At 68.7% G+C, this 2,678-nt stretch carries 4 protein-coding genes; all 4 read left to right on the top strand.

The window, feature by feature from the left end:
• Positions 1 to 77 precede the first annotated feature (77 nt).
• Complete coding sequence (gene thiO, locus WAN71_RS02100) at positions 78 to 1,094, top strand: glycine oxidase ThiO (RefSeq protein WP_422223744.1); 1,017 nt, start codon at positions 78 to 80, stop codon at positions 1,092 to 1,094.
• The gene (thiS, locus tag WAN71_RS02095) at positions 1,091 to 1,288 is read left to right on the top strand and encodes a sulfur carrier protein ThiS (RefSeq protein WP_422223743.1); all 198 of its coding nucleotides are present in this window, start codon (positions 1,091 to 1,093) and stop codon (positions 1,286 to 1,288) included. The genes thiO and thiS overlap by 4 nt, the downstream gene beginning before the upstream one ends.
• The gene (locus WAN71_RS02090) at positions 1,281 to 2,039 is read left to right on the top strand and encodes a thiazole synthase (RefSeq protein ID WP_422223742.1); all 759 of its coding nucleotides are present in this window, start codon (positions 1,281 to 1,283) and stop codon (positions 2,037 to 2,039) included. Before thiS ends, WAN71_RS02090 begins: the two co-directional genes overlap by 8 nt.
• On the top strand, positions 2,036 to 2,678 hold a 643-nt coding region (locus tag WAN71_RS02085; protein ID WP_422223741.1), incomplete at its 3' end, for an SGNH/GDSL hydrolase family protein. The genes WAN71_RS02090 and WAN71_RS02085, both read left to right, overlap by 4 nt.

Here is a 2,678-nt window from a genome sequence, read left to right as displayed (position 1 = left end):
GGTACGGGGTCTGAGAGTGGGCGCGCCTGCCCTTACCGTCGGACCTGATCCGGATCATGCCGGCGAAGGGAGCGAGGATGCCACCGGACTCGGGAACGCTGGCCGTCATCGGCGGCGGCGTCATCGGGCTGTCCGTGGCACGCCGCGCGGCCCAAGCCGGTTGGTCGGTGCGGGTGCACCGGTCCGGCCAGCCCGGTGCGTCGTGGGTGGCCGCCGGAATGCTGGCGCCGCACAGCGAAGGCTGGCCCGGCGAGGAGCGGTTGCTGCAGCTGGGTCTGGAGTCGCTGCGGCTCTGGCGGCAGGGCGGATTCACCGACGGGCTGCCTGAGCAGGTGATCACCGCGCGGGAGTCGTTGGTGGTCGCCGTCGACCGCGCTGATGTCGCTGACCTGCATACGGTCGCCGACTGGCTGTCCGCGCAAGGCCACCCGGTGGTCTGGGAGTCGGCTGCCCGCGACGTGGAACCGATGCTGGCACAAGGCATTCGGCATGGCTTCCGGGCACCCACCGAATTGGCGGTGGACAATCGCGCTCTGCTCGAGGGACTGGCGGCGACATGCGAGGAGCTCGGCGTCGAATGGGATGGGCCGGTAGGTGACCTGGGTGCTCTGCAGGCTGATGCGGTCGTGATTGCCAACGGCATCGACGCCCCGACATTATGGCCCGGTCTGCCTATTCGGCCGGTGAAAGGTGAAGTGTTGCGGCTACGTTGGCGCAAAGGATGTATGCCGTTGCCACAGCGGGTAATTCGCGCTCGCGTGCATGGGCGGCAGGTGTACCTGGTGCCGCGCACCGACGGTGTGGTGGTGGGCGCCACCCAGTACGAGCATGGCCGCGATACCGCTCCGACCGTATCCGGTGTGCGTGACCTGCTCGACGATGCGTGCACGGTGATGCCCGCGCTCGGCGAGTACGAGCTGGCGGAGTGTGTCGCCGGCCTGCGCCCGATGACACCGGATAACCTGCCGCTGGTGGGACGTTTGGATGTGCGCACGCTGATCGCCGCCGGTCACGGCCGGTCCGGTTTCCTGCTGGCGCCTTGGACTGCCGAACAGATTGTGTCCGAACTGATCCCGGTTGGAGCTCATCGATGATTATTCGTCTCAATGCCGAGCCACTCGAGGTCGATGACCAGACCACCGTCGCGGCGCTGCTGCAGTCGCTGGGCTATCCCGACCGCGGCATTGCGGTGGCCGTGGACCAGGCGGTGCTGCCACGGTCTGCTTGGACGACAACTCTTTCCGACGGTGCACAACTCGAGGTGGTGACGGCGGTGCAGGGTGGCTGATTCGAAACTGACAATCGCCGGGCGCAGCTTCACGTCGCGGCTGATCATGGGCACCGGCGGCGCTTCTAACCTCGCCGTCCTCGAGGAGGCGCTGATCGCTTCGGGCACCGAGCTGACCACCGTCGCAATGCGCCGGGTGGACGCGGAGGGTGGCACGGGCATCCTTGACCTGTTGAGCAGACTGGGTATCACCCCGCTGCCCAACACCGCGGGCTGCCGTGGCGCCGCGGAGGCGGTGCTGACCGCTCAGCTGGCCCGCGAAGCGCTGGGCACCGAATGGATCAAGCTGGAAGTCATCGCCGACGAACGTACGCTTCTGCCCGATGCCGTCGAATTAGCCAGGGCCGCAGAGCAATTGGTCGACGACGGGTTTGTGGTGCTGCCATACACCAACGATGATCCGGTGCTGGCCAAACGATTGGAGGACACCGGCTGCGCGGCGGTGATGCCGCTGGGCTCGCCGATCGGCACGGGTCTGGGCATCGCCAACCCGCACAACATCGAGATGATCGTCGCCCAGGCCGGCGTCCCCGTTGTCCTCGACGCCGGTATCGGGACCGCCAGTGACGCCGCGCTGGCGATGGAGTTGGGATGTGACGCAGTGCTGTTGGCGACTGCGGTGACCCGGGCCACCGACCCGCCCGCGATGGCCGTGGCGATGGCCGCCGCAGTCACCGCCGGTTATCTGGCCCGTCGCGCGGGGCGGATTCCCAAGCGGTTCTGGGCGCAGGCGTCGAGCCCGACCCTATGAGCGGGCGGTATGTGGCGCTCGGCAGTTCGATGGCGGCCGGTCCCGGGATCCGGCCCGGTGCGCCGGGCGCGCCGTTCGGTTCCGGCCGGTCGGCGCGCAACTACGCCCACCTGGTCGCCGAACAACGGAACCTCAACCTGCTCGACGTCACGTTTTCCGGTGCCACCACCGCGCACGTGCTGGCCGAGCGTCAGCGCGGAGCGCGACCGCAAATCGAGGCGCTGGACGGCTCCGAAGAGCTGGTCACCATCACCATCGGCGGCAACGACGTCGGATATGTCCCGTTGCTGATGGCCGCGAGGTTGCCCCGGCCGGCCCGGTTATTGCCGGCAATCGGGACATTATTTGACCGCGACGCGCGTGAGCAGGCGCTCGACGGCGTGGGCGACTCGTTGCGTGCGGTCGGCACCGCTGTGCGCCGCCGCGCGCCGCGGGCTCGAGTGGTGTTCGTCGACTACCTGACCCTGCTGCCGCCGGATGGAGCGCCGGCGCCGCCGTTGTCTACGACGGACGCCGATCTTGGTCGTCATGTCGGCGCACGGCTGGAAGAAGCCACCGCGGCAGCTGCACAGGCGACGGGCTGCGAGCTCGTGCGCGCCGGGCACGCCAGCCGGGATCATCACGGGTGGTCGGCGGACC

The organism is Mycobacterium sp. (genome assembly GCF_049280035.1).
Taxonomy (GTDB): Bacteria; Actinomycetota; Actinomycetes; order Mycobacteriales; family Mycobacteriaceae; genus Mycobacterium.
Note: the sequence above shows the minus strand (reverse complement) of the source record. Positions and strands in the feature narration are given on the sequence as shown.